Genomic DNA, 25,491 nt, shown 5'->3' with positions numbered 1-25,491 from the left:
CTCAGCTGATCATCGAGCCACCGTCGACACGGATGACCTCGCCCGTGAGGTAGCCGGGGGCGTCGCAGGCCAGGAACACGACGAGGCGCGCGATCTCATCGGGCTCACCCATGCGGGCGACCGGCTGCATCGCGACCGAGCGCGCGTGGGCTTCGGGGCTGGCGAGGGAGTCGGTCATGTCGCTGGCGACGAGGCCGGGCGCGACGACGTTGACGGTGACCCCGGACTTGGCGAGCTCGCGGGCGAGGACCTTGGACAGGCTGATCACGGCGCCCTTCGAGCTCGCGTAGGCCGACAGGCCCGCGCTCCCGTGCATCGCCGCGATCGAGGCCATGTTGATGATCCGCCCGGCCTTGTGCCGACCGAGCATCGGGATCGCGTAGCGCGAGCAGTTGACGACGCCGCCGAGGTTGACCTGCATGATCTCCCAGAACTTGTCGATCGGCGTGAAGAAGAACAGCCCCTCGTGGAGCACGCCCGCGTTGTTGACCAGCACGTCGAGGCGACCGAGCTTGGCCTTGATGCCGGCGATCATCTGCTTGGTCGCCGCCTTGTCGGAGACGTCGGCCTCCCACAGGGAGCAGGCCAGGCCTTCGGCCGCGAGCTCGGCCTCGACGGCCTCGGCCGCCTCACGCCGGGACCGGTAGTTGATCGCAACGTGGAGGCCGCGCCGGGCCAGGCCCAACGCGATCGCGCGGCCGATGCCGCGCGACGCTCCTGTGACGAGGGCGACTTGGGTGCTCATGAGGCTGGCGACACTAGCGCAGCGAATTGGCTGGCGTGAGCGTCGAGGTGGGTGACGAGGACATTGTGCGCGAGGCCGAGGGCCGACGCGCCGGCGCCGGGCACAGGATCTTTGGTGGGCCCCGAGCGGGTCGAGTGGGTGATCTCGCCGCGGGCGACCATCGTCGCGGCCCACGCGAGGTTGGCGATCGCCCCCATGCCCATGCCCTCGCCGAGCAGCGCCTTGAGCGAGCCCACTCGCCCGGCGGGGCCGAGCCCGTCGAGCCCGAGGGTCGCCCGCATGCGCTGCTCGGCCGACGCGAACGCTGGCACCGCCGCGCCGTTGCCAGCGTGGTAGCCGATCGTCTTTGGCTCGACGCCAGCGCGAGCGAGCGCGCGCGCGGCGAGGCGAGCGAAGCCGTCGGGATCGGGCGCGCCCCAGCGCGAGAGCGGATCCCAGCCGCGCTCGCCGCGGCCGTCTGTGTTTTGCTCGCGCTCGGCGGGCTCCGCTCGGCTCGCGAGGGACAGGCCGCGCTCGACGCTCGCCAGCCTTGCGAGGGCTCGAGCGCCCCGGGCCTCGGCGCTGGCCCGGGACTCGAGCAAGACGCACACGCAGCCCTCCGACATGACCGGGCCGCGGCCGAGCTGATCGAGGCTGCGGATGCCCTCGATCACGCCGTTGTCGAGGTCGGCGGTGAACAGCTCCGAGACCAGCTCTTCGAAGCCGCCGACGAGGACGCCCGGCGCGTCGCCGCGCTGGATCGCGTCGTGGGCGGTCATGATCGCGCCGCCGCCCATGGTCAGCAGGTGAGGACCACGCAGCCCGAGGGCCGTGGCGACCGCACCGAGCGGAGCGTTGGCCACGCTCTGCGAGAACAGCAAGGGGCTGGTCTTGCGCACGCCCTTGGCGAGGACGGGCTTCATGATCTTGGCCACGACTTGCGCCGGTCCGCGGTTGCGATTGAGCATCACGCCAAAGCCGAGCCGCTCGTGCTCCGCGTCGATCTTTGCGAGGCCCGCGGCCTCGCACGCGCGCCTCGCCGCGACGAGCGCGAGTCGGGTGACCGGGATCGGCAGGGGCGGGCGGACCTCGGGGAACTCGGCCCGAAATGGTTTCCAGTCGCTGATCCGCCCGGCGAGCAGCGTCGGGTCGGGACCAAAGCCCTCACCGACGGGGGCGAAGGCCGTGCGGCCCTCGATCAGTGCAGCCCACAGCGCGTCCCAGCCGACGCCGAACGGGGTCCATGCGCCGATACCCGTCACGAGGACATCACGCTCGCGGGCAGCTCGTGGGCCGTGACTCGACAGGGCTCGCTGTTATCATAGGCATACGTGTCGCTCAAGCAGCAGACCTCGCGGGTGGGAAGCCTGTTCGCCGGTCTCACCCACGTCGACACGACCAGCGCGAGCGGACGGCCGAGCGTCGAGCTCGAGGTCCCGCCCGCGATCACGGCCCATCTTTGCCGCGACCACTTCGAGGGGGACCCGCTGGTCCCCGGCGCGTACCTGATCGGCCTCGCGGTCGAGGCCGCGCGCCGCCTCGCCGGGCCCGTCGCCCAGATCCGACGCGCCGCCCTCCGAGCGCCGCTGCGTCCCGAAGGCCACGAACACGCGGCTCCGGGTCCCGCCCTCGTGCGCGTCAGCCGAGATCCTCGCAAGCCTGATCGCAGCCGGGCCAGGATCCTCGAGGCCGCGACGATCGACATCCGCCACGGGGTCGGCCCCGCGCTCGCGCCGATCGAGATCCCCGATCCGCGGCCTGCCCGAGGGCCGCTGTGCGAGCCCGCCCACGTTCGCGCGTCGCTGCGTCACGGTCCGGCGGCGCTCTTCGTCGATCGGATGTCCGTCAGCGCGGGCGCCAACTTGGTCGACGGCGGCATCTTCAGCGCCGTCGAGCGGCCCTCGTGGCACTGGACCGAGCTGCTCGACGGCGCCGCCCAGGCGGCCGGGCTGTGCTTTCGCGCCCAGACCCAGGCCGAGGCCAAGCCCGTGTACGTCGCGGCCTACGAGCGCCTGGTCTACGCGCCGGAGGCCACGATCCGCGCGCCAGTGTTTCGGGTCCTTCGCGCTCGTCGGGTCATGCATCTCCAACAATTCGAGCTCTCGGTCGGGACCCTCGACGGCGCCCAAACCTGGGTCCGGGGCGTGGTCACGCTCGCGGGCCCGAGCCCAACTCGAAGCGACTCCGCGTGACCCTCGAATTGCCCCATCTTCGGCTCCCGGGTCAGCCCGGGCACGTGCCGCTCGTGGTCCTGCTCGGCCTCCCGTCGCGGCTCGAGAGCAGCCGTCGCTTGCTCGAGGCGATCGCCGGGCCGAGGCCGCTGCTGGCGGTCACGCCGACCGGGCCCGGCGCGAGCGCGAGCTCGTCGATCGGCTGGGACGAGCTCGTCGCCTGGCTCGAAGCGTGCGCGCTCAGCCAGGGCTTCGAGCGCTTCGATCTGCTCGGCTGGTCCTTCGGTGGCGCCTGGGCCCTGCAGCTGCTCGCGCGTCATCCTGCGCGGGTCCGGCGAGCGGTCGTGGCCGTGACCTGCGCGCACTTTCGGGCCCGCGAGCGCGCTTTGTTTCGGCTGGTGCAGGGCGTGCTCGACGCGGCGATCGACGAGCGCACCCTGATCGAGGGCATGGTCCCGATGTTGTTCAGCCCCGGCTTTCTCCATCGGCCAGGGGTGTTTGCGACCCTCGCCATGCACCTCGGCCAGCTCTCGACCTCGCGGCCCCAGTGGGCAGCCCAGCTCGCGCGCCTCGCGAGCCATGACCTCCGCGCGTCGGTCCCCACGATGACCGCGCTGCACACGGTCATCGCGGGGGATCAGGACTGGCTGTTCCCCGCCAGCGAGGTCAGGCGCCTGGCCGACGCCGCGCCCGCGGCCACCTTCGCCGAGTTGCCCTCGGGCCACGCGATATGGTTCGAGGCCGAGGCGGCCTTCGTCGCCCTGGTCCAGCGCGCGTTCGCACAGCCCGACCCCGACCCTCACCTCGACCCTCACCTCGACCTCCGCGGCGACGCATGACCGAGCCCCAACTTCCCGCCGGACCGCCCCGGCATGACTGGCCCGCGCGACCCGAGCACCTGCGCATGCTCGCGAGCTATCGCCGCCGCCTCGACTCGAGCGTCGACGGGGTCTGGCGCAACGTCTTGGATCACGCCCACCTGCCGTGGGTCCACCGCAGCTCGTTCGCCGCGATCGAGCTGCTCGAGGCCGGCCGCGATTGGTGGCGCGCGTGCGTGACGATCGCGCCCGCGAGCCTGGCCAAGACCATGGTCCTCGAGCTGAGCGTCGACCGCGAGCGGCTGCGCTATGTCACCCGGACCCTCGAAGGCGTGAGCGCGGGCGCGTACATCCTCACCCAGCTCTCGCCGGTCCCCGCGAGCGAGGCCCGCGCCCACGAGCAGACGGACATCGAGGTCGAGTTTTGGGCACCCGCCGAGACCGAGACGGTCGCGAGGCTCAAGGGCCGAGGCTACCTCAAGCTCTACGCGCGGCTGTGGGACGAGGACCAGGCCATGATCACGGACATGCTCGCGGCCGATCGCCTCGAGCCGTGGCGGCCTGCGGCTGGCGGTCGCCTGCGCATCCTCGACGCCAACACCGTCGAGGACGGCCAGCGGCGCCTCGGCCTCGTCGAGCGCGACGGCGAGCTGTTTGTTCACGAGCTCGTCTGCCCGCACATGGGCGGCCCGCTGCACCGGGCCGAGCTCGACGGCGAGGGCCGCCTGCGCTGCCCGTGGCACGACTACCGCTTCAGCCTCGACGACGGGCGCTGCGATCGCGGCGCCGGGCTGCGGCTCGGGTGTCGCCGGGTCCGCCGCGTCGACGGGCAGACGGTCGAGCTCTGAGCATGTGTGGCGTCGTCGCGCTGTGGCGCCCGCGTGGGCCCTCGATCGTCACCGAGCAGCTGGAGCAGCTCGGCGCCGCCTTGGATCACCGCGGGCCCGACGAGCGCGGTCACGCGATCCTCGATCGCGGCCGCCTCGGGCTGATCGCCACGCGGCTAGCGATCGTGGACCCCTCGGCCGGGCCGCAGCCTTACTTCAACGAAGACCGCAGCGTGGCGGTCGTCGTCAACGGTGAGCTCTACGATCACCTCGAGCTCGGGGATGAGCTGCGCGGGCGGGGTCATCAGCTGCGCACGCGCTGCGACGCCGAGCTCATCGCCCACCTCTACGAAGAGCGCGGCCTCGAGTTCGTCGACGAGCTCGACGGCGACTTCGCGGTCATCGTGTGGGATGCCCGGCGCGAGCGACTGATCGCGGCGCGGGATCGGGTCGGGGTCCGGCCGCTGTTCGTGCTCGAGGGCCCCGATCGCTCGGTCGCGCTCGCGTCCGAGGCCAAGGCGCTGCTGCCCCTCGTCGACGAGCCCCGGCTGCGCGCGCGCTTTTTGTCCGGCCACTTCCTGGGCGCGTACTCGGGCAGCGCGTGCGCGTTCGAGGGCGTCGAGTCGCTGGCGCCCGCGACCGTGCACAGCTGGGAGCTCGGGCAGCGCCGCCGCAGGGTGTTTTGGCGGTGGTTGGCGGGGCCGGGCGCGCGCCCGAGTCAGGCTCGGAGCCGGCGCCAGCCGCCCGAACCCCAGGACTTACGCGAGCAGCTCGAACGCGCCGTGAGCCGTCGCCTCCGGGCCGACGCGCCGATCGGCCTGCTGTTCTCGGGCGGCCTCGACTCGGCCCTCGTCGCGGCCCTCGCCCGACGCGAGCGGGACCTGCCCGCGTTCACCCTCGCCTTCGATGATCCGAGCCACGATGAGTCCGCGCTCGCGCAGGCGCACGCGCGCAGCCTCGACCTCGAGCTCGACCTGGTCCGGGTCGGGAGCGAGGAGCTCGCGGCGGCGCTCCCTCAGACGATCCGCGCGCTCGAGTTTCCGCCCGTCAACGCTCACGCGGTCGCCCGCTACTTGCTCGCGCGTCACGTCCGCGAGCGGGGCGTCAAGGTCGTGCTGAGCGGGGAGGGCAGCGACGAGCTCTTCGCTGGTTACCCCTGGTTCATGACCGAGGCTCGCTGGCGCGCGCGCGCGGTCGATCGCGCCGCCGCGCCCGATCCGGCGGCCCCCGCGAAGCTCGGCGTCGGTTTGCTCGACGACGCCCTCGATCGTGATCCGGCCAGCCCGCTTTGGTGGGCGAGCTTCTTCGACCAGCGCGCGCGTCGAGTCGACGCTGTGCCGAGCCAAGTGTTCCTGCCGCGTTGGCGCGGCGAGCCGAGCCCCTCGACCCAGGTCCTCGCGCCCCTCGCCGGCCTCGAAGCCGAGCCGGCCCTCGATCTCTCGCGCCTGCTCGCCCTCCACCAGCTGAGCAGCTACCTGATCCCCGCGCTCAGCGATCGAGTCGAGATGGCCCACGGCGTCGAGGGGCGCCCGGTGTTTCTCGACCGCGCGATCCTCGATCTCGCAGCGCGGGCTGGGGAGACCGAGCTGCTCGATCTCGCCAGCGGACAGGGCAAGCTGCTGCTGCGACGCGCGGGCGCTGGGCTGCTTCCACCCGAGATCTGCGCGGTCCCCAAGCACCCCTTCTTGGCCCCGAGCTGGCGCTACGTGCTGGCGTCCGCGACCGGTCGCGCTCTGCTCAGTCGCTACCTCGAGCGCGAGGCGATCGCCGAATTCGGCGTGTTCGACCCAAACGTACTATCCTTCGTCCGCCACCGGTGGGAGCGGCTGTCGCCGGCGGTCGCGGCGGGGCACCGCCACGACTGGCTCATCGGTCTGGCCCTCGGCCTCCACATCTTCATCGAGCAATTCCGGCTGCGCTGAGCGCCCGAGAGCCCCCAAAACAAGATGTTCGAGTACGCGACCTTGCGCGAGCTGTTGATGCCGATCCACGGGGTCATCGGCCTGGTGGCCATCCTGTCCGGGGTGGTCGCGCTGAGCTTGCCCAAGCGTCCGTCGGGGCACCCGTGGGCCGGGCGCCTGTTCATGCTCAGCATGGGCCTGGCGATCGCCGTCGCGGCGCCGGTCGTGTTCGTCGGCGGCAACCTGTTTTTGATGGGCGTCGGGCTGCTGGTCATCTATCACGGCCTCGTCGCCTGGCGCCTCGCCCGGCTCCAGCCTCCCAAGCGGCGGCCGGGGCCGCTCGATCGTGCGCTCCACCCTGGCTTTGCTGGGGCGTTCTTGCTGTTCGGCGGCTACGGGGCGTGGGCGCTGCTCGAGGGCCAGGGCATGGGCGTTGTTGCGCTCGTGTTGTCGACGATCAGCCTGGGCTCGGTCTGGCACTTTCGACGCTTCATGAACCTGGACGTGTTCGAGGCGGACGCGTGGGTGGGCGAGCACATCCGCGGGGTCGCGGCGGCGTTCATCGCCTCGCTCACGGCCTTCGCCGCGGCGACGGGGCCTCGGCTGGCGCCGGGGATCCCCGCGGTGGTGCTGTGGCTCGGGCCCACGGTGTTGTTGACGCCCTTGTTCATTTGGTTCGGCCGCCAGCAGGAGCAGCCGGGCTCGGCGGCGGATCGGCCGTGAGCTCGAGCGGCGCCGCTCGGCCGATGTCCTCGTCGTCGCTCACCAAGATCGCGTGGGCGACCGGATCCGACTTGGCGAGCCGGCCAGGCTCATCCCCCGCGCCCATCAGCTCGGCGATCCCCCGCCGCGACCCGTAGTAGTTGCTCGCGTCGTGATCTTCTTTGTTGATGCACCGCCGCACCAACGAGCGCGAGATCGGCGGCATCCGCAACATGGCCAGCGCCGCCCGCCACAGCGCATCGACCCGGTTCTGATCCGCCGGATACTCCAGCAAGCCAGCGAGGATCAGCAGCAGGGCCCCACGCCGGCCCGCGTGGGTGTCGAGCGGCGCCGCGCGCAGCAGCTTGGCGTCGATCGCCCGCCAGAACGCCTCGGCCGCGCACAGCAGCCGCTTGAGCTCCTGCGGGGCGTGGCTCAACCACGCGTTGAACATCACGTCGGCCGCGACCCCGCCCTCTGCCGTCGGATCGGCGATCAGGCGCACGACCGCAGGCATCCGCCCGAGCTCCTCGAGCGGCGCCCCATCGACGTCGCGCGGCGGCTCGGTGGGGCTGAAGAAGCCCGCGGCCCTGAACGCATGAGATCGCTCGGCCTGATCGGGGAGCTCGTCCCACAGCTCGCTGTACTGCGTCACCCGGTTGAGGCTGCCGGCGGCCCAGCCCAGGCCCCGCGCCGCCGCGCCGCTGATCTGCGAGGCCGCGACCCCGGGGTCTTTGGGCGTCGCCCCGGCCCGGGCGTCTTCGGCGATCTCGACCAGGGTGAAGTCCAAGAACCCGTCGTAGTAGTCGGCCTTGCCGTCGTGGTTGATGTCTTCGTAGCGGGCCACGACCTGCGGATGCGCCGGCCCGATGAACTGGACGAAGCCCGGGATCTTGTTCAGCGGCCGCGCCCACTGGGCCAGGCCGATGCGGCGATCGATCTCGGCGAAGCTCTCGCGCGCGCTCAGGCCCTGGAGCAGCGCGACGAAGCAGTCGACGCCCTCGGAGTCGACGACCTTGCGATCGCGGTTGGTGCGGAAGTAGGTCGAGTCCCACGACGAGTAGATGTCGGCCTCGGGGAACATCCGCGAGATCGCAAAGCGCGTGGTCAGCCCGGCGCACTGGGCGTTCATCATCAGCTTGTAGCCAGCTTGGGTGGCCGGGATCCGCGAGCTGGTCATGTCGTGGGCGCCGAGCTGGGCGTGGCGGCTGATCAGGAGCCCGGCGAAGAAGGGGGTCGCCATCTCCTGGTTCTCGTCGCGGGGGCTGGCCGCGCGCGTGAACACCAAGAAGGGCTCGCCGTCGGGGCCGGGGAAGGGGCTCTCGAGGACCTCGTAGCGGCGGCCGCGGGGCGCCGCGGGGGCCCCTTCGGGGGTCGGGATCTTCTTGAACCCGTGGTGCTCGACGAAGGCGTCGCGCTCGCCCTCGTTGAAGGCGAAGGCCGACGCGACCGCGAAGCGCCAGCGGCCCGTGTACTCGTCGTAGGGGGGGGCGGGGCGGATCATCCCGCGCAGCAGGGCCTGGGCCCGGGCGCGGTCGGCCTCGCTCAGCGCGGGTCCGCGGAGGCTGAGCAGGTTGATCGCGTGGGCGCGCAGCTCGGGCCGCGAGCCCGGGCCTTGCTCGGCCGCGATCAGCTCGAAGATCTTGGCCGCGGCCGCGTCGGCGACGGGGCGAAACTGTGGATCCTTGGTCACGGTCGCGCACAGGTGTGAGAGCACCGTCAGCGCGGCGCTGCGAAGCTGCGCGGCCTCGACCGTCGACGCGGTCGCGGCCTCGCGACCGACGCGCGCGGCCTCGAGGACATCGCCGAGCTGATCGAGCAGCGCCCGGCCTTGGTCGAGGTCGAGCCGCTCGGTCCGCTCGGGCTCGTCGGGGTGAAAGGCGCTGGCCGGAAACAGCCGCTCGAAGGAGCTCGTGCGCCGCGAGGAGATCCAGCGCGCCGCGCTGACCATGGTCGCGAGGGCATCGAGCCCCCGCGGCGCCGCGCCCTGCTCGGTGCTCGCGAGGGTGCCGTCGGCGTGGAGCCACAGCGGCGCCGCCCCGTAGAGCCCCGCGGTCAGATCGAGGGCCTCGGGCGTGACCTGCTCGAGCCCCGCGCCGCCGACCGCCGCGATCCGTCGACGCAGCGGAGGCCGCTCGCCGAAGCGGACCATGACCCGGTGGCCGACCAGCTCGCGCAAGCGCCCGCGGCCCTCGTCGTCGAGGGCCTCGGTCACGAGGAGGTGAAAGGGACGGTGGCCCCCCACCAGCACGTGGACGCCGGGCCCGGTCTCGAGCAGCTCGAAGCTGCGCGTCGCGTTGTCGCCTGCGAGCAGCAACAACCCCTTCACTACAAATCCGTGGACACTGAGCGCGAGCTCCTGGCCTGACATCACACGCCTCCGTTCACCGATCTCGGATCTCACCGAACCAAGCTTTTGAGCCTAGCTTTTGAGCCTAGCTTTTGAGCCTAGCACAGCCCTGCGACGATCCCGCGATGGCCCTCGACGCGTGGCTGAGCGTCGAGGGCGAGACCGCGGCCGGCCGCGTGGGCGGGATCATGGTCGTCGTCTGCTCCCCCTCGCCAAGGGCGAGGGCGGCGGCGGCCGACGAGGTAGGCGGTGAATCCGCTCGCGGGGGCGGGGCGTAGGTGGCGCGCTGCGGCGGGCCAAGAGACGAGATACGATGCCGCGCCGACTCGCGCTCGGCGTCCGAGCATGACCATGATCAAGCCGCACCCCGCCTCTCCCCAAGCCCGCGACGAGCTGGTCCTCGGCGTCGTCGGAGGCTCGGGCCTCTACGCCATGGACAAGCTCGAGGACGTCGAGCGAGTCTCGCTCGAGACTCCATTTGGCGAGCCCTCGGGCGCCTACACCGTCGGCAAGTTGCCGCGCCAGTCCGGGCCGCCGCTGCGCGCCGTGTTTCTCCCCCGTCACGGGGTCGGCCACATCCTGTTGCCGGGCGAGATCGACTACCGGGCCAACATCCACGGCTTCAAGCAGCTCGGGGTCACCCACCTGCTCAGCGCGTCGGCGGTCGGCTCGCTCCAGGCCGAGATCGCCCCGGGTCACGTCGTCGTCCCCGACCAGCTGATCGATCGGACCAAGAACCGCACGTCGAGCTTCTTCGGCAGCGGCTGCGTGGCCCACATTCAGTTTGGCGACCCCTTCGACGCGGGCTTTCGTGAGCTCGTGACCAAGGCCGCCGCCGAGGTCGTCGGCCGCGGGGAGCAGCGCCTGCATCGCAAGGGCACGATGGTCGTGATGGAGGGCCCGGCGTTCTCGACCCGGGCCGAGTCCGAGCTCTACCGCAGCTGGGGCGGCGACGTGATCGGGATGACGGCGCTGCCCGAGGCCAAGCTCGCGCGCGAGGCCGAGATCGCCTACGCCGTGCTCGCGACCTCGACCGACTACGACTGCTGGCACCAGAGCGAAGAAGAGGTCAGCGTCGACGCCGTGATCGCGATCATGCAGGCCAACGTCGCCCGCGTCCGCTCGATCGTGCTCGAGCTCGCCGAGCGCCTGCCGACGACCTGCGAGCACCTGCCGTGGCCGCGCGCGCTGGTCGGCGCGCTGATCACCGACCCGGCCAAGATCCCCGCCGTGACCCGCGAGCGCCTCGACCTCATCATCGGTCACTACCTCGACGCCCATTGAACCTGTCCCCAAATCCAACCATGTCAGATCAGAACAGCAACAAACTCGTGGTCGTCGGCAGCGTCGCCGTCGACTGGGTCATCACCCCGACGGCCGAGCGTGAAGAAAGCGTCGGCGGAGCCGCGGTGTTCTTCGCGATGGCCGCGTCACCGCTGACCCCGGTCCAGCTCGTCGGCGTCGTCGGTCACGACTTCCCGGCCGCGGCGCTCGGTGATCTCGAGCGCGCGGGGGTCGACCTCGACGGGCTCGAGCGCAACAGCGACGGCCTGACCTTCCGCTGGAAGGGCCGCTACCACGAGAACATGAACCAGCGGGACACGCTCGAGACCCACCTCAACGTGTTCGAGAACTTCTCCCCGCGGCTGCCGCCAAGCTACCGCGAGAGCGAGTTTCTGTTTCTGGCCAACATCCAGCCCAGCCTCCAGCTCGACGTGCTCGACCAGATGGCCAAGCGCCCGCGCCTCGTCGGCCTCGACACGATGAACCTGTGGATCGACATCGCCCACGACAAGCTGCTCGAGGTCCTCGCGCGCGTCGACGTGCTTGCGATCAATGAAGAAGAGGCGCTGCAGCTGACGTCCGAGACCAACCTCGTCCGCGCAGCCAACAAGATCCGCGAGCTCGGGCCCAAGACCCTGGTCATCAAGCGCGGCGAGTACGGGGCCCTGTGCTTCGGGCCCGACAACGCCCTGTTCGCCGCCCCGGCGATGCCGCTCGAGGACGTCGTCGATCCGACCGGCGCAGGCGACAGCTTCGCGGGCGGGTTCATGGGCCACCTCGCGCGGACTGGAGAGATCACCGACGACTACGTTCGTCAGGCGGTGATCTGGGGCTCGACGATGGCGAGCTACTGCGTCCAGGGCTTCTCCTACGATCAGCTCCGCGGCCTGTCGCGCGAGGACATCGAAGGCCGCTATCAGTCCTTCGTCGAGCTGACGCGGTTCTGACAACGCAGACCTGCGCGGCATGCGGTGTCTCTCCCGCGGGCCCGCCCGCGGGAGGGCCGTCGCGGCCGATCTCGCCCCGGCCGGAGCCGACCGGGCCGAATGAGGCCGCTGCAGTACCAAACAATGTTCGTTTTCGCGCCAAGAGGAGCATTCTCGTCCGAACCTGGGTGCCACCGTGGTCGTCGGATCACACAGCGGCGCGAAAACCGAGTTTGATCGTGTGTTCGCGTGGACACAGTCGGTCACACCTTGATACGTAGACCTACGCGGCCGAACACGAGCCGCCGACAGAGGTTCCAGTGAGCGACACCGAGTCCCCATCGCGTTGGGTCCCCGACATCCCTGCCAGCCTTGGTCGCGTCGCGCGAGCCAAGCCCAAGATCCTCGTCGTCGAGGACATGGACGTGGTTTTGGAGATGTATCTGCGCACTCTCAAAGGCGCAGGCTACGACGTCGTCGGCTGCCCGACGAAGGCCGAAGGCATCGAGGCCATCGAGTCGCATCGCGACTTCGACGCAGCGTTGCTCGACTTCTCGTTGCCCGACGGCACCGCGCTCGACATCATCCCCGTGCTGCTCGACAACCGCCCGCTGACCAAGGCCTTGGTCGTCACGGGTCAGGATGACGAGGAGGTCCCCGCCCAGCTGATGAGCGCTGGCGCGCACGGCTACATCCAAAAGCCTGTCGAAGACGCCTCGCTGCTCGCCGGAATCGGCGCGACCGTGCGCGCGACCCAGGCCTGGCGGGTGGCGCTCGGGCAAAAGGGTGGCGACGAGCTGCCGAGCGCCGAGGACGAAGAGATGCTGATGTTCCAGACGCAGTCGATCAATTTCGACATTCGTCACGGGCTCGCGCGTCTGCAGTTCATCGCGGGGCTCAGCCCGGTCCAGACGATCACGGCGTGGCGGCTGCTGTGGGGCGACCCGGATCAGCGCATCGCCGAGCTGCTCGGCTGCACCAAGCGCACGGTCAAGTATCACGTGTCGCAGGTCCTGGCCCGGACCGGGGCCCGGTCGCGCTCGGACCTGCTGCGGGTCTTGCTCGAGGACGCCGGGATCGAAGATCCCTGGGCGAAGAGCTGAGCGGCCTGGGCGGCCTCAGGTGCTCTTGACCCGGCGAATCAGGAAGTCGTAGACGCCGGGGAAGAAGGGCGCGAGGCGGGCGGCCCAGACTTCGGGGCCGCCGATCATCTTGCGCCGGACGTCGCTGGCGATCGCGTCGGCGCAGCGCCGGGCGAAGACCTCGGGGCTCATGGCCTTGCTCTGGGCGTCGCCCATGTCGTCGTAGGTCGAGCCGTCGGCCGTGAGCGCGTTCTTGGTGATCTCGGTCCGGACGTAGCCGGGGCTGATGACGCAGACGTGGACGCCCTGGTCGTGGACCTCGGCGCGGAGGCAGTCGAAGAAGCCGTGGAGGGCGTGCTTGGACGCGGCGTAGGCCGAGCGCAGGGGCGTGCCGATGCTGCCCATCAGCGAGCTGACCACGACGATCTGTCCGGCGCCGCGCTCGAGCATCGAGGGCAGCGCGGCCTTGGTCAGGGCGACCGTGCCGAGGTAGTTGACCTCCATGATCCGGCGATCGACGTCGAGCTCGGTGTCGGCCACGGTCCCGCGCTGGCTGATCCCGCCGTTGTTGATCAGGATGTCGATCCGGCCGTGACGTGCGAGGACCTCGGCGGTGGCGGCGGCGGCGGTCTCGGGCGCGCTCAGATCGAGGGGCACGACCATGTGGTCCTTGGCTCGCTCGCAGCGCTCGCGGACCCGCTCGAGCAGGGTCTCGCGGCGCGCAGACAGGACCAGGTTTGCGCCGCGCGCGGCGAGCTCGAGGGCCAGCGCCTCACCGATGCCAGACGACGCTCCCGTGATCCAGATGACCTTGCCGTTGAAGTAGCCCATGTGGGCGCGGATGGTGGCGCGTCTGAGCTGGACGCGCAATAGTCCGGCCAGGAGACGATGAGGAGAACCATGGCGCTGCGCGAGATCGCCGAAGATCTGTGGACGGCCGAGGCCGAGATCGCGGTGGCTGGCATGCCGCTGGCCACGCGCATGACCGTGATCCGTCGGCCCGATGGATCGCTGATCCTGCACTCGCCGATCGACATCGACGACGCGCTCGCGGATGAGCTCGACGCCCTCGGTCCGGTCACGCAGCTGCTCGCGCCCAGCCGCTTTCATCACCTCTATCTGCTCGGGGCCGAGCGGCGCTGGCCCGACGCGAAGCTGTGGGGCGCGCCGGGGCTGCCCGACAAGCGCCGCGATCTGATCTTCGACGAGGTCCTCGGTGACGCGACGCCGGCCGCGCTGGCCGACACCCTCGACACCCGGCTGTTCGCGGGCTTGCCCCTGGCCAGCGAGGTCGTGGTGTTTCACCGTCGCAGCAAGACGCTGATCGTGTGCGACCTCGTGTTCAACATTCATCACAGCCGCTCACGGGCCTCGCGCTGGTACCTGCGCGCGAGCGGGGCCTGGCAGCGCTGCGCTCAGACCCCGCTGATCCGGGCGCTGATCCGCGATCGCAGCGCGGCCCGCCGCAGCCTCGAGCGGATCTTCGAGTGGGACTTCGAGCGCCTGATCATGGCCCACGGCGAGATCGTCGAGCGTGGCGCGCGGGCGGTCCTCGCGGACGCCCTGGTCAAGCTCGCGCCTGACCTGCCACGCTGACCCCTGGCGCATGCTCCCGCGCTGACGATGTGACGATGGATCGCCGTACGCTGACTCGCTGCCTGAGCGCGCTGGGGCTGTCCGCGTGCGCGGGGGCGACGTCGGGGTCGCTTCCGCCGTCGTCGGGTTCAGGCCCAGCGATCGACGAGCGCGCCGAGCCGAGCGGCCTCGGCATGTCGCCGGCGAGCGCCCCGTCCGACGCCGGGGCCTACTTCGAGACCGAGCACGACGAGTGGTGCAAGGTGTCGATCGACACCCGCGGTCGCAGCCTCGAGCCGAGCGCGAGCTTTCTCCGGGCGTGGAACCTGGTCGCGTCGCGGGGCCAGCCGGGCTTTGGCTCCGGGCCGATCCCGCACAGCGAGGACGAGGCGCGTGAGCAGATCTGTGGCGACCCGCGCTGTGAGCTCGAGCAGCCCCGGGTCATCCGCACCAGCGCCGCGGGCAAGATCGGGATCGGCGTGCTGATCCCCGAGCGCGACGAGCTGCTCGCGGTCGCGGTCGCGGGCGGCGGGTCCGACGAGTGCCGCGAGCCGGCCTCGCTCGATGTCGAGGTCGTGGGCGAGCTCATGCACGTGCGCACGACCGTGACCGACGGTCACCACGTGAGCTACGACTTCCACGGCGACTTGGGGGAGTTCGGCGAGACCTACGCGTACGGCAGCGAAGTGGCGTTCGGCGGCTGCGAGGTGTCGAGCTCCACGCGGACCGACTTGATCATCGACATCTCGACCGCCGAGCTCGAGCTGACGCTGACCCAAGTCAGGCCGATCGGCATGGTCTCGGACGAGGTCGACGTCGAGCTTCACGAGGACGGTGTCAGGCTCCGCGGCTGCCACCGGGTCCTGGAGCTCGCGTGGACCGACCCGGACCCGGGCTGACTCGACTCAGACGAGCTTGTCCATGACGTCGATCGCGAGCTCGTCGTAGGGATCGATGTCGAGGGCGTGCTGGGCGGCGTCCTGAGCCCCGGCGCGGTCATCCTGAGCCAGCATCACGGCGCTGCGGTAGGCGTAGACCATGGCGAGGTTGGCGTTCATCTCCTCGGCGTAGGCGAGGAGCTCGAGGGCGTGCGCGGCCATCTCGGGGCTGCCCCCGCTGGCCTGGAAGCGCGCCCACGCGACGTAGGTGTGGAGCTCGGCGAGGTCGATGCCGTGCTCGTAGGCCGCCTCGAAGTGGGTGATGGCCTGATCCCAGCGGCCCTCGGCGATCGCGAACTCTCCGTCGGAGAACTGCAGCGCGCCGAGGGTCTCGGGGTCGGCCTCGGCCGTCGCGTCGGGATCGTAGCTGTCGGGATCGATCAGGGTCCCGCCATCGGCGGCGAGCGGGTCGTCGTCGTCGAGGTTGAGCTCACCGCCGAGATCGATGTCGTCGAGCTCGTCGAGAGCGACGAGCGCACCCGAGGCGTCGGGCGCAGCGTCGAGCGCTTCGGTGCTGGCGCTGAGGTCGATGTCGTCGAGCTCGTCACCGCTGGCGAGCTCGCCACCGCTGGCGAGGTCGCCGTCGAGGGCGAGGTCGCCGTCGAGGGCGAGGTCGCCGTCGAGGGCGAGGTCGTCGCCGAGGGCGAGGTCGTCGCCGAGGGCGAGATCGTCGCCGAGGGCGAGGTCGTCGCCGAGGGCGAGGTCGTCATCGGGCTCGAGCCCGGCAGCGAGCGCCGCGAGCTCGTCTGCGCCAGCCGCGACGGGCTCGGCGACTTCGGGCGCTGGCGCCCCTTGGCCGAGGGCGAGGTCGTCTTCGGAGTCGATCTCCTCGAGCTCTTCGATCTCCTCGATCTCCTCGATCTCCTCGATCTCTTCGAGATCAGCCTCGGGCTCGGGCTCGGGCTCGATCGCGGCGGGCTCGATCGCGGCGGGCTCGAGCGCGGCGGGCTCGATCGCGGCGGGCTCGATCGCGGCGGGCTCGGACGGCTCGGCCTCGATCGGCGGGGGCTCGTCTGCCGCGGATCCGGGCGCGTCGTCGCTGTCGGACGCTTCGCCGTACTCGAAGGGCTTGTCGTCGTCGTCGTCGAGCAGCACGCGCTCGAACACGCCGGACTCTGCGGGGTCGGCGACCAGCGGCTGGCCGACCTCGGCGTCGGCGGCGTCGTCGTCGTCGTCGTCAACGTCGTCGTCGAGCTTGGCGGCGAGGTCGTCGTCGTCGTCGTCGTCGACCCCGAGATCGAGATCTTCGTCGAAGGTCTCGTCGGGCGTGTCGCGCTCGGCGGCGATCAACGCGGACGAGACCTCGCGCGGGCTGACGTGGAGCTGGGGCGCGTCGACGGCGAACTCGTCGTCGTTGTCGAGGTGCTCGGTGTCGGGCTTGGGCAGCTGGCCGGGCAGCGGCGTGTCTTCGTAGGCCGTGATCGTGAGCTGGGCCTCGTAGTCGGGGATGAGCTCGCGCTCGGGCAGCACGCGGCCGTCGCTGGGCTTGGCCGGGCGCTCTCGCGCTTGTCGGCGCGACTTGGCCAGCTTGGTGATGCCCGCTTGGATCGAGGCGTAGAGCAGCAGCGCCGCCGAAGGCACGACCGGGTCGCTGGGCGTGGTCAGGAGCTCGAGGATGCTCTCGCTGCCGTCGAGGCAGGTCAGGAAGTAGTCCTCTTCCGGCGTGACCTCGACGTGGACCTCTCGCTTGGGATCGATGACCGGGAAGCGCTCGTGATAGGGCTCGAGCGAGCGCTCGGCGTGGACCTCTTCGGTGGTCTCGAGCAGCGCGTTGAGGATCAGGCCCTGGGCGTGGTTGGAGAAGCGCAGGCCGTGGTCGTCGCCCTCGACGTCGGGCTTGTACTGGTAGCGGCCGTCGTCCCAGCTGAAGATGTCGTAGAGCTTGTGCCGGAGCTGGGCCTCGAGGCCGTAGCGGAGGTTGCCCTCGCTGAGGATGCCCATCTCGATCAGCAGCTCGCCCTGCTTCTTGCCGGTTCGGCGGATCGACTCGAGGGTCTGGTCGCACTGGGCCTGGGTGATCAGGCCCTCGCGCGCGAGGACCTGTCCGAGGCACTCGGCGGTGACGTTGGATCGGACCGAGATCGGCTCACCGCGGCTGAAGAACACGACCTTCTTGGTCTTGCCATGGAGCAAGTACAAGCTCCCGGTGCTCTTGGTGCGCGCGAGCTGTCGGACGATCTTCGGGAACGGGCTGCGCCGCAGCGTCCCCTTCAGCGAGAAGCCGAGCGTGGTTTCAGTGATCTCCGGCATGGGTGTGGTCGAGGGGCAGGTGGCGATCGAAGGCGGCCCGGATGGTCGCGCGTTCGCGCTCGAGCGTCGAGACCAGGGCGTCACGATCCGCGAGGCCCATCCTACGCGCAAGGGCGGTCAGGCGGGGAGAATTCACGGTCACGCGATCGGCCTCGCGTAGCCCGCTGCCGCGCCCGCTGCCCCGTGACATGCGAAGCCGATTGAGCAGCCGCCGCTCAAAGCGGTAAGCTTCGTCGAGCGCGGTGGCCTCGCCCGGCTCGAGGACGCCGAGCGCGGCGAGACGCTCGAGCGCGACGGGGATCTCGCGTGCGCGGACATCGTGCTCCAGCTGCAGCGCCGCGACCAGCAGCTCGAGCTCGAGGCACCCGCCGGCACCGGTCTTGATGTTCCACTGCTCGCGTGTCTCACGCGCGAGCTCGCTCTCGATCCGCTGCTTGAGCCGCCGGGTTTGCGCGCGGATGTGGGTGGGATCGTCGGCGGCCCAGACCGAGCCTGGAACGATCTCGTCGACGATCTGAGCCGCGAGAGGACCCGGTGCCGCGACGCCGCTGTCTGCGGGCTCGGCCTGGGCGGGCGGGGCGTTGGGCTCGAAGCGCTGCTCGGCGACGGCCCGCAGGCGCACGAGCGCGAGCCGCTCCCAGACCTCGAGCGCTCGGCTGTGATAGCGGCGAAACCCGCTCAGCGACGAGACCAGCAGACCCTGGCGACCCGAGGGCCGCAGGCGCATGTCGACCTCGTAGAGCCGGAGGCCGCGGGCGCGATCTTCGAGCCGCGCGATCAGCCGCCGGCTGGCTCGCTGGGCAGACTCGCGCGCCACCGTCGGCGAGACCGTGGCCTCGGGCTCGAACACGAACATCAAGTCGAGATCCGAGCCGTAGTCCATCGCCTGCATGCCGAATTTGCCGAGGGTCAGGACCGCGAGCGTGAACCCCGAGTCCTCGCGCTGCTCGCGGGCGATGTCGGCGAGCAGCTCGCGGACGACGAGATCGCCGAGATCTGACAGGCAGCGGCCGACCGCGAGGGGGTCGGGCCGACGGCCGAGATCGTAGATGCCGATCCGAACCAGCTCGCGGTGCTTGAACAGCATCAGGCGGTAGTCGAGGGGCGTGTCCGGCCCGAGCGGGCCGTCGTCACCCCGCGACAGGCTCGCGAAGCGCTCGCGGAGCTCGTCGGCGCTCGGGAGCTCGCTCGCGCTGGCCTCGAGCAGGAGCGAGAGCCCGCCGTCGCGGGCCGGGCCGGCGTTGCCGCCAAAGCCGATCAAGCCCCGGCTGAGCGGCTCGCTGGTGCCGAAGAGATCGGCGACCTGGCGCACGAGCGCCTCTTGCTCGGGCTCGGCCATCACCCGCCACACGCCGAGGTGAGCCGGGCGCGAGGCCGAGAACTCGACGAGGCGGCGGACGGCCTCGACGGGGTCGGCGCTGTCGAGGCACGCGAGCAGCAGGCGCTGGCCGCCCGCGAGCGCGGCCCCGGAGCTCGACAGCGCGCCCTGGGGACGCGAGAGCAGGTGATCGAGCAAGGCCGAGACCTCTTCGGCCGCCTCGGGCCAGAGCCCGAGGGTAGCGAGGGCGTCGAGGCGCGAGCGCGGCGACGAGCCCGAGTCGAGGACCACCGCCTGGGCGACCTCGCGGGCGGCCGCCTCGGGCCCCGCGAGCTCGGACTCACCGGTCAGCGTGCGGGTGATCGCCTGGACCTGCCCGCGCAGCTCGGTCAGGGCCGCGTCGAAGCTGACGAGGGTCTGCGGGGGGGCGGGCGCGCGGCTGGCCGGGAGCTGGCGCTCGGCGCCGACGAGCCAGGTCGGCGGGGCTCCGACCGCGAGCCGGCGGGCGAGGAGCTCGCGGGCGGGCTCGGGCCCGGGCACGCGGTGGGTCTGCTGGCCCTCGCTGAGCTGGACGCGGTGCTCGATCCGACGCAGGACTCGATAGGCGCGGGCGAGGATCTCGTGCTCCCGATCACTGAGCAGCCCGGCCGCGGCCAGGCGGTCGCAGGCGCCCAGGGTCGAGCGCGTGCGCAGGCTGGGATCGCGGCCGCCGTTGAGCAGCTGGAGGCTCTGGACGAAGAACTCGATCTCCCGGATCCCGCCCGCGTCGTGCTTGAGATCGACGTTCGCGCTGCCGATGCTCTCGTGGGCCTGGGCCCGGGCGCGCTTCATCATCGCCGTGATCTCGTCGAAGACCTCGGGCCCGAGGCTGCGCCGCCAGACGAAGGGGTTGAGGCGGTCGAGGACCGCGGCGCCGAGCTCGAGGTTGCCCGCGACCGGCCGCGCGCGGAGCCAGGCCTGCCGCTCCCAGCTGCGACCGTGACGCTCGTAGTAGCGCTCGAGCGCCGACAGCGAGATCGACAGGGGCCCGCGGGAGCCGAAGGGGCGCAGGCGCAGATCGACGTGAAACAGCGGGCGCCAGACCCCGCTGCCCTCGACCAGGCGCAGGACCCGGCGGAGGCGATTGTGGAGCTCGGTCCGGAGCCGGTGGGCGCGGCCGTCGTCGTCGTCGGACGCGGCCTCGTCGGTGTGGACGAAGACGAGGTCGATGTCGCTGAGGAAGTTGAGCTCGCGGCCGCCGAGCTTGCCCATGCCGAACACGCAGACCTGCTCGAGTAGGCGCTCGTCGACCCCGCGCATGGCCGCCTCGATGCACGCCGAGGCGATGTCCGAGAGCGCCGCGCCGACCTCCTCGAGCGGCGCGTGCTCGAGCTCGCGCCGCGCGAGCACGAGGTAGCTGCGCGTTCTGACCCGGGCGATCGCCTCGGCGAGATCGTGCTTGGCGAGCGCGGCCTCGAGCTGCTCGCTCAGCGGCGGCTCCCGGACGGGCTCGTCGGCCAGCAGCTCGCGGACGAGCTCGGGCTCGAGCAGTCTCATCAGCCGGGCCGGGTAGCTGCCCTGGTGAAGCAGGTCGACGCTCGTGAGGCTCGGCGACTCGCGGCGGTGGGCCGAGGGCAGGGACAGGGCCTGCTGGAGGGCGCCGTCCGGATCGGGGCCCGCGAGCAGATGATCGAGCGGGGCCCGCCAGCGCGGATCGAGGCCGGCCACGAAGGTCCGGCGCTCGGCCGGGTCGAGGTCGTGCAGCCGCTCGAGGGCTGCGTCGAGATCGTCGCGCCTGGTCGACACCACGCGTCAGTTTCCGTCCGGGTTGGGTGAGATGCGTACCCACACCGGGTGGGGTTTGGTGTACTCCCGGCGAACGTCCACACGGTAGGTCCCTGCAGGCAGCTCGATGTCCGTCGTGCCCTGCAAGGTCGGGAACAGACCGGTGTCGATCCACTGCTCCTCAGCTTCTTGCTTTGACAGCGAAACCTGGTCCACGCATCGCTCAATCTCGATCGACGTCTCGGGCTCGTCCCTCTCGAATCGATAGACCCCAGGAGTCTCGATCTCGATCAGGAAGCTCTGGTACATCGCCGTCTTGGCGAGCTGGTCCCAGTTGATGTTCTCCTGCCGTTCATAGGGACCGAGGGTCGCAGGATCCGAGCAATCGAAGATCGAGTTGAACTCCCAGGTGTCGCCGTTGGGCTCGAGAACCTCGAGGTCCGTGCATTGCCGGTAGGGGACCCAGAGGTACGGCGCAGCCTCCAGATACTCGTCGAACAGCGCGTCGGCGTCCTGGCCGTAGACGTCTTCGATGGCTTCGAGCACCCCATCACCGCCGCTGTGGGGGGCGAGCAAGAACAGCTCTCGAAAGGGCTCTAGGCCCCGCTCTTCGATGAGCCAGCGGACAAAGTGGGCGGCTGACTCGTAGTGGACGTCAAAGGGACTCTCGGCCGTGATGAACTCTCGAGGGTCAGTCATGTGGTCTTGCGCCACAGGCTCGAAGCTCGTCGCCAAGCCTTCATTGAGAGCCGGGGCACTCGACACGCGCCACTCGCAGTTCGAGGCGTGACCAAGTTCATGAAACACCCACCCAGGGCCCGCGATCGCAGTGCCGTCTCGTAGGTTGCAGGCGCTCGCGTTCTCCGGGCAGTACTCTGCGACGGAGTTGGTGTAGAACAAGCGCACATCATGGGGATCTTCGAGACCCAGCACGGCGTTGTTGTGTCGGTAGGTGGTCTCGTACAGCTCGATGGTCCCTGCGCACAGGAGGAGACCCTCGTCAGCGTGAATCTCGAGGTTTTCCGTCGAGTCAACCAGCGGAAGATCGGGGAGATCGACCTCCGGTTCACGGTCCGAACACATGGGCGGGCGATACTCGATGTCCTCTGCACAAGCGCCAACCGTCATCGCACCCGCCAGCACCATGAAGCTGGCACGCTGGATGCAGTGCGGGGCGGACATGACCAACAAGGTACACCACCTCCTCCCCGCCGCCATCCTCTGCTTCATGGCTGCCTGCGGCGACGATGGCCCCTGTCTTCAGGATGACAAGGGCGAGTGCATCGCCGGTGAGACCGGCGCTGGCACGGACCCTGGCTTCGAGGGCTGCGCCCCCCACGACCAGTTCGAGGTTGGCGCGGAGCTCACCTGCCAGGGCGAAGGTACCGGCTGGCTCGTCACCGATGTCTACGGCGCCGGCAAACAAAACCCCCTCACCAGCTGCCTCGCCTACGAGGACCCGCTCAACATCCCCGAGTTCCCAACCCCGGACGACTGCGCGTCGGTCCCCCTCTACCAGATCCCTCTCGGCATCCCCACGCCGACGGCTTGCTGCACGGATGACGCCGCCGAGGAGAGCGTCGTCGGGACGTGCGAGCTCGATTGTGGCTTCGCCGCCTGCAACGCTGCGATCGCAGCGATCCGCGCCTCCGCGGACGCGCTCGTGGCTCCCGAACCCATCCTCGAGGGTGCCTACGACATCTCCAAAGCCGACCTCTACGCCTACGCCGATATGCTCGAGGCGCCCCTGTACCTCGCCCGCTGCGCGGAGCAGGTGGCCGAGAACCCCGACGAGATCGTCGAACTCGGCCTCGGCGGCGGTGCATCGAGCCCCACCAAGTTCGGCCACATCAAGGACGCCACCCTCCACCTCAGCTGCGCCCTCGATCCCGAGGAACCCTACGCGTCCGACCCGTCGGCCGGCGCCTGCGAGGAACCCACCAACATCCCGGCCTCCATGGCTGAGCAGGAGGCTGGCGGTTCGATCGCCGCGGGCGCGGTCACGGTCAGCGGCCCCAGCGCCCAGATCACCGCGGCGATCCACAACGCCAGCGTATCGACCCGTGAGACCCTCAACCGCGACATGTCCGTGGACTTCACCCTGACCGCTTTCGAGGCCGATGTCGTCGACACAAGCGCCGGCTCCTTCGAGTTCCGCAACACCCACATCAGCCTCGGCGGCCCCGCCAGCGGCACTCTCGAGGGCGAGGCTGTGACCTTCGCCCCTGGGACTCTCCGCTTCGTCGTCAACGCCTCCGTCCTCGTCGACGGTGAGGCGCTCTACGGCGGACTCCCGGCGATCGCCGAATTCGGGAACGACACGCACGCCACGGCGATCCGAGGCCTCGATGGCTCGTTCCACTTCGTCGACGCGACCTTCGTCGTCGGCGAGTACACGGCCGTGCTCAACACTGAGCCCAGCGTGCTGGCGCCGGTGCAATGAGGCCGCGACTCGAGGCCTGCTGGAGGGCGCCGTCCGGATCGGGGTCCGGCGCTCGGCCGGGTCGAGGTCGTGCAGCCGCTCGAGGGCTGCGTCGAGATCGTCGCGCCTGGTCGACACCGCGGCGAGGATAACCCCGCGCGATCCTTGACATGGAGGCCCGCACGCGTTGACCTACGGCATGCGCTCTCGCGCTTTGTTCCTGCTCGCGGCGCCGCTGCTCTCGCTCGCGTGCGGGCGCGGCGGCCAGGGTGACGCGACCGTACAGCCGAGCGGCCCGGTCGAGGCCAGCGCGCCCGAAGGCGGCGATAACCTGGTCAATCCGGCCGAGCTCGGCGCGCCGACGCGCTGGGAGATCGACGGGACCACGATCGCAGAAGATCCCTCGTTGCCGCTCGCGCTCGACCGCGCCCTGCGAGATCACGGCCGCCGGGCTGACGAGGTCCAGGATCACGTGGTCGTCGATCTCAACGATGACGCCCGGCTCGACGCGGTCCTGCTCCTGCCCGCGCCCGCGGTCGCCGGGGCCTACGATCTTCTGGTCCTGCTCAGCGATGGCGAGTCGATCCGCGTGCACGAGATCTCCGAGCTCGTCGACGGCGCGAGCTTCGCTGCCGCGGTGGTCCCGATCGTGGACGGCCCGACGCTGATCGCCGTGGGTCCGCGCCTCGGCAGCTGCGAGCGCGGGCCTGAGTGGTCGTTCTTGCGCCCGACCGGCGCGCTGCTCGAGGGCGTGGGACGGATCGCCGTCGAGCCCTATGACTGCGCCGAGGCGGAGGCGAGCATCGAGTTCTTGCGTGATGAAAACGGGCGGGTGTCCGCCGTCGAGCTTCGCCATGGTCAGGCGGTCACGCGCCACGTGTGGGACGCGAGCGTCGGCAGCTTCAAGGGTTAGCAGCCCGCTCGACGACCCGCCCTCGAGTTGGCTGCTCGAAGATCTTCTGCGCCGCTGCGGTCATGGCAGCAATCTGCGCGAAGCTGCCCTCGGGGGAGGTCGATGATCAGGGTGTCGAGGTGCGCGATGGCGTCGACGCGACTCCCGTCGGCGCGGGTGAACTCGACGGGCATGTCGGTGTTCGGCAAGCAAAAGCTCGAGCTGCCGCGCGGATCGAGGTTGACGAGCCGGCAGCGTTCGGCGAGCTCCTCGACCGCAGTCGCGAGCAAGGTCGCCGCGCGCAGGGGAGCCGCGCGCGACCAGTCCAGGGTCGGCACCGGGGCGCCCGTGATCGGCTCTTGCTCGTCGTCGAGATAGGGCAGGTCAGTGAAGCCGTCGAGGCCCGCGCGCATGGCCGCGCAAGCCGGCGCTGTCCCAACCCCGACCGCCGTCGTCAGGCCGCTGGCGGTGATGAAGGTGCTCATGGGTCGCGCGGGATGTGGTGGCCAAAAAAGTAGCGCTCGCCGGGGATGAAGTGGTCGGGGGCGGAGCTGTCGAGCCAGGCTTCGAGGTGGGCGGCGGCGGTCAGGGGCTGGAAGTCGCGGCGGACGTAGAAGTGAGAGCAGTCGATACCCGTCGTGACTTCGAAGCGTCGGCGCATGAGCGGCTGCATCATGAGCTCGTAGGGGCTGGTGCCGAAGCGCTCGCCGAACAAGACGTAGGCGTTCGGGTCGCCGAGCTCGGCGACGCGCTGTTGGTGAAGCGTGCGGACGGCGGCCTCGTAGGCCTCGAGGGTGTCCTCGCGCGGGTAGTCGGCGGCGGGCCCGAACTCGGGCTCGAGCATGGTGGTGAGATAGGCGGGGATGCCCTCGGCGCACTGGGCCCCGAAGTGGCGGTCGTAGACCCACAAGATGGTCTCGACGGCGGTGAGCCGGCCCCAGACAGCGAGGGGCTCACACAGTTCGACGACGTTGGGGGCGAGGCGGTCCTCGTAGATGTAGGCGCGGGCGGCCGCGAGGTGGCGGTCGCTGCCAGCCGCGCCGAGCAGGATCATGGCGAAGTATTTGGCCGCGAGGTCTTGGAGTCCAACGGCTACCTCCACCAAACCATCGAGGGCGTCAAAGTGGCCCTGGCCCTGGCCCTGGCGCGGCGAAGCGCTAGCGAAGCGCTCGCGAAGCGGAGCCCACTCGTGGGGGCCATCGTATTCTTGCTGGGGAATCGACTTCCACAAAACCGGCGTGAACCACCACTGCTCGCGGGGCCCCATGAATTCAGGACAGAGCATTACTTTGTCGTAGTCCTGGCAGCGCTCAACGATAGTGGAGCGCGAAGGCCTCGGTAACGATGTACTCGCCCTGCTGTCATGCGTCTCGCGCGGCCTGCTCGCGCTCTCGCCGTCTCCGGCCTCGCGGGGAGCCTCTCACGCGGACCGAAGCTCGCGGAGCCCATCGGTGTTGTCTAGATCGCTTGAGCGCGTCGAGCCGGGAACGTAGCGTGCCCGCGTGATGAAAAATCATCCGCGCTTTTCCCTCACCTGTGCCTCGCTT

21 protein-coding genes are annotated in these 25,491 nt (G+C 70.5%); 12 read left to right on the top strand and 9 right to left on the bottom strand.

Going from position 1 to position 25,491, the window contains the following annotated elements:
• Nucleotide 1: 1 nt before the first annotated feature.
• Both ENSA5_RS00790 and ENSA5_RS00785 read right to left on the bottom strand, forming a co-directional pair.
• The gene (locus ENSA5_RS00790; protein ID WP_106389634.1) at nucleotides 2–745 is read right to left on the bottom strand and encodes a 3-oxoacyl-ACP reductase family protein; all 744 of its coding nucleotides are present in this window, start codon (nucleotides 743–745) and stop codon (nucleotides 2–4) included.
• Complete coding sequence (locus tag ENSA5_RS00785) at nucleotides 742–1,986, bottom strand: beta-ketoacyl synthase N-terminal-like domain-containing protein (protein ID WP_106389633.1); 1,245 nt, start codon at nucleotides 1,984–1,986, stop codon at nucleotides 742–744. Before ENSA5_RS00785 ends, ENSA5_RS00790 begins: the two co-directional genes overlap by 4 nt.
• Nucleotides 1,987–2,055: 69 nt before the next feature.
• Here ENSA5_RS00785 and ENSA5_RS00780 point away from each other — a divergent pair, with 69 nt between their 5' ends.
• From ENSA5_RS00780 to ENSA5_RS00760, 5 genes are read left to right on the top strand one after another with little or no spacing between them, the layout of a single operon-like run.
• Nucleotides 2,056–2,916, top strand: coding sequence for a hypothetical protein (locus tag ENSA5_RS00780; RefSeq protein WP_106389632.1), 861 nt, complete (start codon nucleotides 2,056–2,058; stop codon nucleotides 2,914–2,916).
• A complete protein-coding gene (locus ENSA5_RS00775; protein ID WP_106389631.1) occupies nucleotides 2,913–3,734 on the top strand; it encodes an alpha/beta fold hydrolase in 822 nt (273 codons plus the stop codon). The genes ENSA5_RS00780 and ENSA5_RS00775 overlap by 4 nt, the downstream gene beginning before the upstream one ends.
• Nucleotides 3,731–4,561: a Rieske (2Fe-2S) protein gene (locus ENSA5_RS00770; RefSeq protein WP_181197117.1), complete on the top strand. Its 831-nt coding sequence runs from the start codon at nucleotides 3,731–3,733 to the stop codon at nucleotides 4,559–4,561. The genes ENSA5_RS00775 and ENSA5_RS00770 overlap by 4 nt, the downstream gene beginning before the upstream one ends.
• A gap of 2 nt (nucleotides 4,562–4,563) precedes the next feature.
• On the top strand, nucleotides 4,564–6,462 hold the full coding sequence (asnB, locus tag ENSA5_RS00765) for an asparagine synthase (glutamine-hydrolyzing) (RefSeq protein ID WP_106389629.1): 1,899 nt from the start codon (nucleotides 4,564–4,566) through the stop codon (nucleotides 6,460–6,462).
• Nucleotides 6,463–6,486: 24 nt separating this feature from the next.
• Complete coding sequence (locus tag ENSA5_RS00760) at nucleotides 6,487–7,164, top strand: hypothetical protein (protein WP_106389628.1); 678 nt, start codon at nucleotides 6,487–6,489, stop codon at nucleotides 7,162–7,164.
• On the opposite strand, the gene ENSA5_RS00755 is transcribed toward ENSA5_RS00760, so the two are convergent.
• Nucleotides 7,109–9,472 (bottom strand): hypothetical protein, encoded by a 2,364-nt coding sequence (locus ENSA5_RS00755; RefSeq protein WP_106389627.1) that lies wholly within the window; start codon nucleotides 9,470–9,472, stop codon nucleotides 7,109–7,111. The genes ENSA5_RS00760 and ENSA5_RS00755 overlap by 56 nt on opposite strands.
• Nucleotides 9,473–9,844: 372 nt before the next feature.
• Here ENSA5_RS00755 and mtnP point away from each other — a divergent pair, with 372 nt between their 5' ends.
• From mtnP to ENSA5_RS00740, 3 genes are all read left to right on the top strand, one after another.
• Entirely contained in the window at nucleotides 9,845–10,777 is a 933-nt protein-coding gene (gene mtnP / locus ENSA5_RS00750; protein WP_106389675.1) for an S-methyl-5'-thioadenosine phosphorylase, read from the top strand.
• A gap of 20 nt (nucleotides 10,778–10,797) precedes the next feature.
• Nucleotides 10,798–11,724: a PfkB family carbohydrate kinase gene (locus ENSA5_RS00745; RefSeq protein WP_106389626.1), complete on the top strand. Its 927-nt coding sequence runs from the start codon at nucleotides 10,798–10,800 to the stop codon at nucleotides 11,722–11,724.
• Between the two features lie 299 nt (nucleotides 11,725–12,023).
• On the top strand, nucleotides 12,024–12,806 hold the full coding sequence (locus ENSA5_RS00740) for a response regulator transcription factor (protein WP_106389625.1): 783 nt from the start codon (nucleotides 12,024–12,026) through the stop codon (nucleotides 12,804–12,806).
• 15 nt (nucleotides 12,807–12,821) lie between these two features.
• Here the strand turns inward: ENSA5_RS00740 and ENSA5_RS00735 are convergent, their stop codons facing one another.
• On the bottom strand, nucleotides 12,822–13,616 hold the full coding sequence (locus ENSA5_RS00735) for an SDR family oxidoreductase (RefSeq protein WP_106389624.1): 795 nt from the start codon (nucleotides 13,614–13,616) through the stop codon (nucleotides 12,822–12,824).
• A 69-nt stretch (nucleotides 13,617–13,685) separates the two neighbouring features.
• Here ENSA5_RS00735 and ENSA5_RS00730 point away from each other — a divergent pair, with 69 nt between their 5' ends.
• Nucleotides 13,686–14,381 carry a DUF4336 domain-containing protein gene (locus tag ENSA5_RS00730; RefSeq protein ID WP_181197115.1) on the top strand — a complete coding sequence of 232 codons (696 nt, stop codon included), beginning with the start codon at nucleotides 13,686–13,688 and terminating at the stop codon, nucleotides 14,379–14,381.
• Nucleotides 14,382–14,554: 173 nt separating this feature from the next.
• A complete protein-coding gene (locus ENSA5_RS00725; RefSeq protein WP_106389622.1) occupies nucleotides 14,555–15,259 on the top strand; it encodes a hypothetical protein in 705 nt (234 codons plus the stop codon).
• Nucleotides 15,260–15,265: 6 nt separating this feature from the next.
• Here the strand turns inward: ENSA5_RS00725 and ENSA5_RS00720 are convergent, their stop codons facing one another.
• Genes ENSA5_RS00720 through ENSA5_RS00710 form a run of 3 tightly spaced genes read right to left on the bottom strand, consistent with a single transcriptional unit; the run spans nucleotide 15,266 to nucleotide 21,860 of the window.
• Nucleotides 15,266–17,548, bottom strand: a complete 2,283-nt coding sequence (locus ENSA5_RS00720) for a DUF4388 domain-containing protein (RefSeq protein WP_106389621.1) — start codon at nucleotides 17,546–17,548, stop codon at nucleotides 15,266–15,268.
• Nucleotides 17,532–20,651, bottom strand: coding sequence for a [protein-PII] uridylyltransferase family protein (locus tag ENSA5_RS00715; protein ID WP_146155175.1), 3,120 nt, complete (start codon nucleotides 20,649–20,651; stop codon nucleotides 17,532–17,534). The genes ENSA5_RS00720 and ENSA5_RS00715 overlap by 17 nt, the downstream gene beginning before the upstream one ends.
• Nucleotides 20,652–20,657: 6 nt before the next feature.
• Complete coding sequence (locus ENSA5_RS00710; RefSeq protein WP_146155174.1) at nucleotides 20,658–21,860, bottom strand: gluzincin family metallopeptidase; 1,203 nt, start codon at nucleotides 21,858–21,860, stop codon at nucleotides 20,658–20,660.
• On the opposite strand from ENSA5_RS00710, the gene ENSA5_RS00705 reads away from it, so the two are divergent.
• Both ENSA5_RS00705 and ENSA5_RS00700 read left to right on the top strand, forming a co-directional pair.
• Nucleotides 21,859–23,073, top strand: a complete 1,215-nt coding sequence (locus ENSA5_RS00705) for a hypothetical protein (protein ID WP_146155173.1) — start codon at nucleotides 21,859–21,861, stop codon at nucleotides 23,071–23,073. The two genes, ENSA5_RS00710 and ENSA5_RS00705, sit on opposite strands and share 2 nt — an antisense overlap.
• Nucleotides 23,074–23,251: 178 nt before the next feature.
• The gene (locus tag ENSA5_RS00700; protein WP_146155172.1) at nucleotides 23,252–23,965 is read left to right on the top strand and encodes a hypothetical protein; all 714 of its coding nucleotides are present in this window, start codon (nucleotides 23,252–23,254) and stop codon (nucleotides 23,963–23,965) included.
• On the opposite strand, the gene ENSA5_RS00695 is transcribed toward ENSA5_RS00700, so the two are convergent.
• Together ENSA5_RS00695 and ENSA5_RS00690 are read right to left on the bottom strand one after the other, a co-directional pair.
• A complete protein-coding gene (locus ENSA5_RS00695) occupies nucleotides 23,962–24,429 on the bottom strand; it encodes a hypothetical protein (protein WP_106389616.1) in 468 nt (155 codons plus the stop codon). The two genes, ENSA5_RS00700 and ENSA5_RS00695, sit on opposite strands and share 4 nt — an antisense overlap.
• Nucleotides 24,426–25,229 carry a hypothetical protein gene (locus ENSA5_RS00690; RefSeq protein WP_146155171.1) on the bottom strand — a complete coding sequence of 268 codons (804 nt, stop codon included), beginning with the start codon at nucleotides 25,227–25,229 and terminating at the stop codon, nucleotides 24,426–24,428. Before ENSA5_RS00690 ends, ENSA5_RS00695 begins: the two co-directional genes overlap by 4 nt.
• Between the last annotated feature and the right edge of the window lie 262 nt (nucleotides 25,230–25,491).

The organism is Enhygromyxa salina, from assembly GCF_002994615.1.
In the GTDB taxonomy this organism is placed as follows: Bacteria; Myxococcota_A; Polyangia; order Nannocystales; family Nannocystaceae; genus Plesiocystis; species Plesiocystis salina_A.
The sequence above is the reverse complement of the archived record's forward strand: the minus strand, read 5'-3'. Positions and strand labels throughout refer to the sequence as shown.

Coding starts and splice junctions, on each gene's coding strand:
- ENSA5_RS00790 (WP_106389634.1), bottom strand. CDS start 745: ATGAGCACCCAAGTCGCCCTCGTCACAGGAGCGTCGCGCGGCATCGGC.
- ENSA5_RS00770 (WP_181197117.1), top strand. CDS start 3,731: ATGACCGAGCCCCAACTTCCCGCCGGACCGCCCCGGCATGACTGGCCC.
- asnB (WP_106389629.1), top strand. CDS start 4,564: ATGTGTGGCGTCGTCGCGCTGTGGCGCCCGCGTGGGCCCTCGATCGTC.
- ENSA5_RS00760 (WP_106389628.1), top strand. CDS start 6,487: ATGTTCGAGTACGCGACCTTGCGCGAGCTGTTGATGCCGATCCACGGG.
- mtnP (WP_106389675.1), top strand. CDS start 9,845: ATGATCAAGCCGCACCCCGCCTCTCCCCAAGCCCGCGACGAGCTGGTC.
- ENSA5_RS00745 (WP_106389626.1), top strand. CDS start 10,798: ATGTCAGATCAGAACAGCAACAAACTCGTGGTCGTCGGCAGCGTCGCC.
- ENSA5_RS00735 (WP_106389624.1), bottom strand. CDS start 13,616: ATGGGCTACTTCAACGGCAAGGTCATCTGGATCACGGGAGCGTCGTCT.
- ENSA5_RS00730 (WP_181197115.1), top strand. CDS start 13,686: ATGGCGCTGCGCGAGATCGCCGAAGATCTGTGGACGGCCGAGGCCGAG.
- ENSA5_RS00725 (WP_106389622.1), top strand. CDS start 14,555: ATGTCGCCGGCGAGCGCCCCGTCCGACGCCGGGGCCTACTTCGAGACC.
- ENSA5_RS00720 (WP_106389621.1), bottom strand. CDS start 17,548: ATGCCGGAGATCACTGAAACCACGCTCGGCTTCTCGCTGAAGGGGACG.
- ENSA5_RS00705 (WP_146155173.1), top strand. CDS start 21,859: ATGGCTGCCTGCGGCGACGATGGCCCCTGTCTTCAGGATGACAAGGGC.
- ENSA5_RS00710 (WP_146155174.1), bottom strand. CDS start 21,860: ATGAAGCAGAGGATGGCGGCGGGGAGGAGGTGGTGTACCTTGTTGGTC.
- ENSA5_RS00700 (WP_146155172.1), top strand. CDS start 23,252: ATGCGCTCTCGCGCTTTGTTCCTGCTCGCGGCGCCGCTGCTCTCGCTC.
- ENSA5_RS00695 (WP_106389616.1), bottom strand. CDS start 24,429: ATGAGCACCTTCATCACCGCCAGCGGCCTGACGACGGCGGTCGGGGTT.
- ENSA5_RS00690 (WP_146155171.1), bottom strand. CDS start 25,229: ATGCTCTGTCCTGAATTCATGGGGCCCCGCGAGCAGTGGTGGTTCACG.